General features: G+C 71.8%; 5 protein-coding genes. 3 read left to right on the forward strand and 2 right to left on the reverse strand.

Annotation, left to right across the window (positions count from 1 at the left end; all coding sequences use genetic code 11):
* The 3 genes from JMF90_RS19305 to arfB all read left to right on the forward strand — a co-directional run.
* Positions 1-1,210: PD-(D/E)XK nuclease family protein (locus tag JMF90_RS19305; protein ID WP_201325324.1), on the forward strand; the 1,210-nt coding region annotated here is incomplete at its 5' end.
* Positions 1,207-3,525: an AAA family ATPase gene (locus JMF90_RS19310; RefSeq protein ID WP_200093876.1), complete on the forward strand. Its 2,319-nt coding sequence runs from the start codon at positions 1,207-1,209 to the stop codon at positions 3,523-3,525. The genes JMF90_RS19305 and JMF90_RS19310, both read left to right, overlap by 4 nt.
* On the forward strand, positions 3,522-3,926 hold the full coding sequence (gene arfB, locus JMF90_RS19315; protein WP_201316788.1) for an alternative ribosome rescue aminoacyl-tRNA hydrolase ArfB: 405 nt from the start codon (positions 3,522-3,524) through the stop codon (positions 3,924-3,926). The genes JMF90_RS19310 and arfB overlap by 4 nt, the downstream gene beginning before the upstream one ends.
* Before the next feature lie 51 nt (positions 3,927-3,977).
* Here the strand turns inward: arfB and JMF90_RS19320 are convergent, their stop codons facing one another.
* Both JMF90_RS19320 and JMF90_RS19325 read right to left on the reverse strand, forming a co-directional pair.
* Entirely contained in the window at positions 3,978-5,258 is a 1,281-nt protein-coding gene (locus tag JMF90_RS19320) for an EAL domain-containing protein (RefSeq protein ID WP_201316789.1), read from the reverse strand.
* 545 nt (positions 5,259-5,803) lie between these two features.
* A partial coding sequence (locus JMF90_RS19325) for a DMT family transporter (RefSeq protein ID WP_201325325.1) occupies positions 5,804-6,305 on the reverse strand: 502 nt, incomplete at its 5' end.

Below are 6,305 nucleotides of genomic sequence, written 5' to 3' on the forward strand. Positions count from 1 at the left end.
GGCGCTCACGCGCGCGGTGTATCGCTGCTATGTCGTCGCCGGGCCCTACCTGTCGTCGCGTTCGACGCGCGAAGCGCGGCGTAGCGTGCTCAACTGGCTCGTCGCCGGTGCCGGCCATGCGTTCGATGCGTGGCTCGACGAGCCGCCCGACGAAGCCGCGCTCGAGGCGGCATGGCGCGCGCTCGCGGGCGGTCCCGTGAGCGTCGCGCCGCTGCCCGTGCCCGCGCGCCGCGAGCGTCTCGCGGCCGGGCACGACGCGTCGCAGACGCTCGCGGCGCGCCATGCGACGCGCGTGCTGCGCGATGCGTGGCGGTTGGCGAGCTTCAGCTCGCTGACCGCGTCGATGGCGCGCGAGGAGGCGGGCGTCGCCGCCGTGCCCGACGACGAACTGCGGCCCGATCACGATGCGCTCGCCGCGGTGACGCCGGACGGCGAACTGATATTCGCCGATACGGTTGCGACCGACCCGCCGGACGACGACATCCTCGTGTTCCCGCGCGGCGCGGCGGCCGGCGAATGCCTGCACCGCCTGTTCGAACTCAGCCGGTTCACGGAGCCCGAATCGTGGCACGCGGCCGCGCTCGGCGCGCTGCACGACCGGCCGGTCGAGGCCGAGCCGGCGCTTGCGGCGCGTCTGCCGGCGATGATGGTGCGGCTCGTCGACGACGTCGTGCACACCGAGCTCGTGCCGGGCATGCGGCTCGTCGATCTCGATCCGGCGAAGCGGCTCGACGAAATGGGTTTCCTGTTTCCGGCGCCGTCGCTGGACCTGCTGGCGCTGCGCCGGCTGCTGGTCGCGCACGGTTATCCGGACGTTGCACTGGAGGCGGGCACGCTCGCCGGTTTCATCAAGGGTTTCATCGACATGATCGTCGAACACGACGGCCGTTTCTGGATCGTCGACTGGAAGTCGAACCACCTCGGCACGACGCCGGACGCCTATGGCCCGCGCGCGCTCGACGTCGCGATGGCCGATCACGCATATCACCTGCAGGCGCTGCTCTATACGGTCGCGCTGCATCGCTATCTGCGCGGCCGGTTGCCGGATTACGACTACGACACGCATATCGCGGGTTACCTGTACCTGTTCGTGCGCGGCGTGCGGCCAGGTTGGCGCAGCGGCGGCGAGCCGGCCGGCGTGCATGCGCGGCGGCCCGCCCGCGCGCTCGTCGACGCACTCGACCGGATGATGGAAGGGGGCCGCGCATGACCGCATCCGACGACATGCTCGAATTCACCGGCGGTCTCGTCGCGCGGCTGCCCGAGCCGGCCGATTTCGGCATTGCGCTCGCGGAAGGCTTCGCGCGCCGCATCGGTGACCTCGCGCGACGTGCCGGTGCGCCGTCCGCGTCGGCACGCTGGGCGGCGCGTGCCGCGTTCGCGACGAGCCGCGCGACCGCGAGCGGCCACGTGTGCGTTGCGCTCGGCGCGCTTGCACAGCGTTACGAAGCGCCGCTCGACGAGGTCCGCGCGGCGCTTGCCGCGAGCGGCGTGGTCGCGTTCGGCACGCTCGCGCGCGGCGACGAACGGCCGCTGATCGTCGACCGGCTCGATCACCTGTACCTGTCGCGCTATTTCGATTACGAACGGCGGCTCGCCGATGCGCTCGTCGCGCAGGCCGGCGTCGCCGCGCCGGACGAAGGACTGTCGCCCGACCGGTTGCGCGACAGTCTCGCCCGTTACTTCGGGCCGGCCACCGGTGAAGTCGACTGGCAGCGCGTCGCGGCGATCGTCGCGCTGACGGGCCGCGTGACGATCGTCAGCGGCGGGCCGGGCACGGGCAAGACGACGACCGTCGTCGGCGTGCTGGCCTGTCTGCTCGACGCGCACCCGGGGCTGCGCATCGCGCTGGCCGCACCGACCGGCAAGGCCGCGCAGCGGATGCAGGAGGCGCTGCACGCGCGCGCCGGCGATCTGCCGCCCGAGCTCGCGGCGCGCCTGCCCGACACGTCGTACACGCTGCATCGGCTGCTGGGCGGCGGCGGGGCAGCCGGCTTTCGGCATCATCGCGACAATCCGTTGCCGTACGACCTGATCGTCGTCGACGAGGCGTCGATGATCGACGTCGCGCTCGCCGCGCATCTGCTCGACGCGCTCGCGCCGGGCGCGCGGCTCGTGTTGCTGGGCGACAAGGACCAACTGGCGGCGGTCGAGGCCGGCGCCGTATTCGCGGAGCTGAGCGCGCGGCCGGCGTTCACCGCCGCGGCGCGCGCGCGCATCGCGCAGGCGCTGGGCATCGACGAGGCGACGTTCGTCGCGGCGTTGCCGGCGCCGGACGAGGCGGCGCCGGTAGCGGTTCCGGCCGCGCAGCCGGTTTCCGCTTCCGCACGGGCTCCGGCGTCGCCATCGGCATCCGCGCCTGTTTCGCGCAAATCGGCGCTTCGGTCGTCGAAAGTCGATGCGCGACAGGCGTCGCTGTTCGACGACGAACCGCAGGATGACGAAGTGTCGTCGACCGACATCGCGCCGCCCCCGCGCGCCGAGTCGGCACTGACCGCCGATGCCGGCGCACCAGACGGCAAGGCACCGGCCTGGATCGAGGCCGACGAACTCGCGTGGCTCGACACCGTCGAGCTGCCGCCATTCGACGCAGGCGATGCGGCGCTTGCATCGATGACGGCGCCCGCATCGCCATTGGCCGGCGAAGCGGCAGCCGCAGCCGCGTCCACCGGCACGCCCGCCGCGGCGCCGCTCGCGGACTGCGTCGTATGGCTCGAACGCAATTACCGCTTCGGTCTCGATTCGCCGATCGGGCGGCTGTCGCTCGCGATCCGCCGCGGCGACGTGCAGGCGGCGCTCGAAGCGCTGCCCGCCGACGATTCGGCCGCCGCATCGTTTCACGACGATGCGGGCGACACGCTGGCGTCGTCGACGGTCGAGCGGCTCGCCCGGCGTTTCGGCGTCTACCTTGACGCATTGCGCGATGCGCTGGCCGCGCCGGCGCCCGATCCGCTGCCGCTGTTCGACGCGCTCAACCGGTTCCGGATCCTGTGCGCGACCCGCAGCGGCTCGCGCGGCGCGGAACACGTCAATGCGCTGGTGGCCGCGCACGTGCGGCATGCGGCGCGCGTGCCGCTCGCGGTCGGCGCGCACTGGTTCACCGGGCGGCCGATCATGGTCACACGCAACGACTACGCGCTGGGGCTGTTCAACGGTGATATCGGCATCGCGCTGCCAGACGCGCATGGCGTGCTACGCGTGTGGTTCCGGCGCGCGGACGGCACCGCGCGCGCGGTGTCGCCGGCTGCGCTGCCGCCGCACGAAACGGCTTTCGCGCTGACGGTGCACAAGTCGCAGGGCTCGGAATTCGACGAGGCGGCGCTCGTGCTGCCCGCGTCGTTCGGCCGGGTGCTGACGCGCGAGCTGGTCTATACGGCCGTCACGCGCGCCCGCACGCGCGTGCAGGTGATCGGGCCGCGGCGCGTGCTGGCGCAGGCGGTCGCGACACGCACGCAGCGCGATTCGGGGCTCGCGGCCCGCGTCGACGAGGCGCTTGCCCGGCGCCGCACGGAGGTTTCGCGATGATGATTCGCTACACGCTCGATCCGACCGAGGTCGAATGGACGGCCGTGCGCGCGCAGGGCGCGGGCGGGCAGAACGTGAACAAGGTGTCGAGCGCGATTCATCTGCGCTTCGACATTCGCGCGTCGTCGCTGCCGCCGGTCCTCAAGGAGCGGCTGCTTGCGCTGTCCGACCAGCGCATCACGCGCGACGGCATCGTCGTGATCAAGTCGCAGGAATATCGGACGCAGGAGAAGAACCGCGAGGCCGCGCTGGCACGGCTCGATACGTTGATCGGCAGCGTCGCATACACGCCGCGTGCCCGGGTCGCGACGCGGCCGACGCGTGCGTCGAAGGAACGGCGGCTCGAGCACAAGTCGCGCCGCAGCACGGTGAAGTCAGGACGAGGGAAGGTGATCGACTGACGAGCGAAGGGCCGGTGCGGGTCGCAGGCGAACGTGCGCCGTGCGCGCCGGCTACCGCATCACGGTTCCGGCGCTGTCGAGCACGAAGTCGACGCAGAACACGACGAGCCGGCTCTGCGCGCGGATCGCGACGGCGGCCGTATAGCAGTCGCGGCCTTCCGTCAGCGAGAAGTGCGGCCCCATCAGCGCGACGCGCCCGGGGGCGGCGATCGCGCGCTGGAAATACGGGCGTCGCGACCAGTTGCTGTGGGTTTCCGGGAACAGCGGCGCGAGACGCGTCACGCTCGCCTGGCTGTCGTCGGGCGGTGCGCCGATCGACGGCAGGAACTGTTCGCCGGTCTCGTCCGTGACGAACACGCGACGCGCGGCCGGCACCGCGAACACGCGTTGCGCGGCGTCCTGCAGGTTGCCGCTCGCTGAAAACGCGGCCGCGCCGCCGAGCACGAGCCGTTCGATCGCGTCGAAGCCGGGCTGCTCGGGGGCCACCGGCGTGTGCCGGCGGGCGAGGAAGCGCCGCCACGCGGCATCGAGCATCGCGGGTGCCGCGGCGCTCGCGTGCGCGATCGATGCATCGGGCTGGCCGAACTGGAAACCCTGCACGAAATCGATGTCGGCTTCCATCAGCGCCTGCAGCGCGTCGTCGCTTTCGACGCCTTCGGCCAGCACCATCGCGCCGGCCTGGTGCAGCATCGACACGAGGTGATGCATGATGCGGCGATCCTCGGCCGAGCCGGTCGATCGCTCGACGAGCGAACGGTCGAGCTTCACGATGTCGGGCCGTGCCCGCCACACGCGGTCGAAGTTCGAGAAGCCGGTGCCGAAATCGTCGATCGCGATCAGGAAATCGCGATGCTGGATCATGTCGATCGTGCGGGCGAGCGCGGCTTCGTCGCGCGCCGGCTGCTCGATCACCTCCAGCACGATGCGATTCGGCGGCAGTGCGAAATGCCGGCACAGCGCCTCGACGAACTCGCGCTGCACGAGGCCCGTGTCCAGCACGCGCGGCGTCACGTTCAGGAACAGCCAGCCGTCGCCGATCCCCTGCGCGACGAAGTTGGCCGTGTGCAGGCAGCGCGCGAGCCGGTCGAGCAGCAGCGCGTCGGCGTCGCCGCGCGCCTTGTCGAACAGGGCGGTGGGCGACGCCAGCGCGCCGTTGTCGTCGACGACGCGCAGCAGCGCCTCGTAGCCGACGACGCGCTTGTGCGTGATCGACAGCACGGGCTGGAACACGCTGCGCAAGGTCGTGGTGCGATAGGTGGCGAGCCAGCCCTGGGGCGTCGGCGTGAGGCGTTCGAGCAGGGCGTCGAGCGACAGGTCGCGGGTGGACTTCATGTCAACGGTGCCCGGCAGCGGACGGCGGGGCGGCGGCGCATCGCCACGCCGATGCAGCCGCATGCGCAGGCGGACGCAAAAGAACGTGGAGCATCGAGACCGCCTTCTGCGGATGAGTTTTCCGAGTGTAACGGGATTGCCGCGGCGCGCGTATCAGGGTAACTCCAGACGCAAACGGTACACCGCGATTCCAGCCCGTGCCCGGCGGCGCGGCGACGGGCGCCGCGTGCATGCGTACGGTGCATGACCGTCGCGAAACGAAGCGCGCCGCAGCCAGCGGCAGATGACAATCTCGAGACAGAGCCTCGGCATGACCGTGCGTCGCCGCGGCGCGACGCGCAGGCCGATGCGGGAAATCCCGGCGGCGGCCGCCGCCGTCAGACGAATGAGGCGAATGCCCGCGCGTCATGATGCGATCCGCGGCCCGTCGGCACACCCGCGTCGCGTCGTCACCGGTACTGTCGCGCGACGGGCGACGGGCGACGGGCGACGGGCGACGGGCGACGGGCGGCCGGCCGCAGTTCGTGCGCCCCGCTCGCCGATCGTCAGGCCGCCTCGCCGCCGCGCGGTCGGACGCCGGGAATCCGCTTGATCACGCCGGTTGCGAGCGCGGTGCCGACGAGCACGATCGCGCAGCCTTCGATCATCACGGCCGACACGTGTTCGCCGAGGAACAGCGCGCCCCACAGCAGCCCGAACACCGGGATCACGAACGTCACGGTAATCGCACGGGCCGGCCCGACATGCGCGATCAGGTAGAAGAAGATGAAATACGCGATGCCCGTGCACGCGACGCCGAGGGCGAGCACCGCGCTCCATGCGTGCACGCCGACCGGCGCGGCCGGCCAGGTCGCGATCGCGAACGGCAGCAGCAGGAGGGTCGAGCCGATCATGCTGCCGGCTGCGTTGACGAGCGGATCGACGCCGCTGAGCTTGCGTTTCGTATAGTTGGCCGCGATGCCGTACAGCAGCGTCGCACCGAGCGCGGCCGCCGCGGCGAGCGCGGTCGCGCTGGCGCCCGTGTCGCCGTGCGCGTTCGCGACCTGG

The organism is Burkholderia sp. E168m23, from assembly GCF_016586125.1.
GTDB classification, from domain to species: domain Bacteria; phylum Pseudomonadota; class Gammaproteobacteria; order Burkholderiales; family Burkholderiaceae; genus Burkholderia; species Burkholderia orbicola.

Bases quoted from the DNA above. Each gene is read 5' to 3' on its own strand.
- JMF90_RS19310 (WP_200093876.1), top strand. From the start codon at position 1,207: ATGACCGCATCCGACGACATGCTCGAATTCACCGGCGGTCTCGTCGCG.
- arfB (WP_201316788.1), top strand. From the start codon at position 3,522: ATGATGATTCGCTACACGCTCGATCCGACCGAGGTCGAATGGACGGCC.
- JMF90_RS19320 (WP_201316789.1), bottom strand. From the start codon at position 5,258: ATGAAGTCCACCCGCGACCTGTCGCTCGACGCCCTGCTCGAACGCCTC.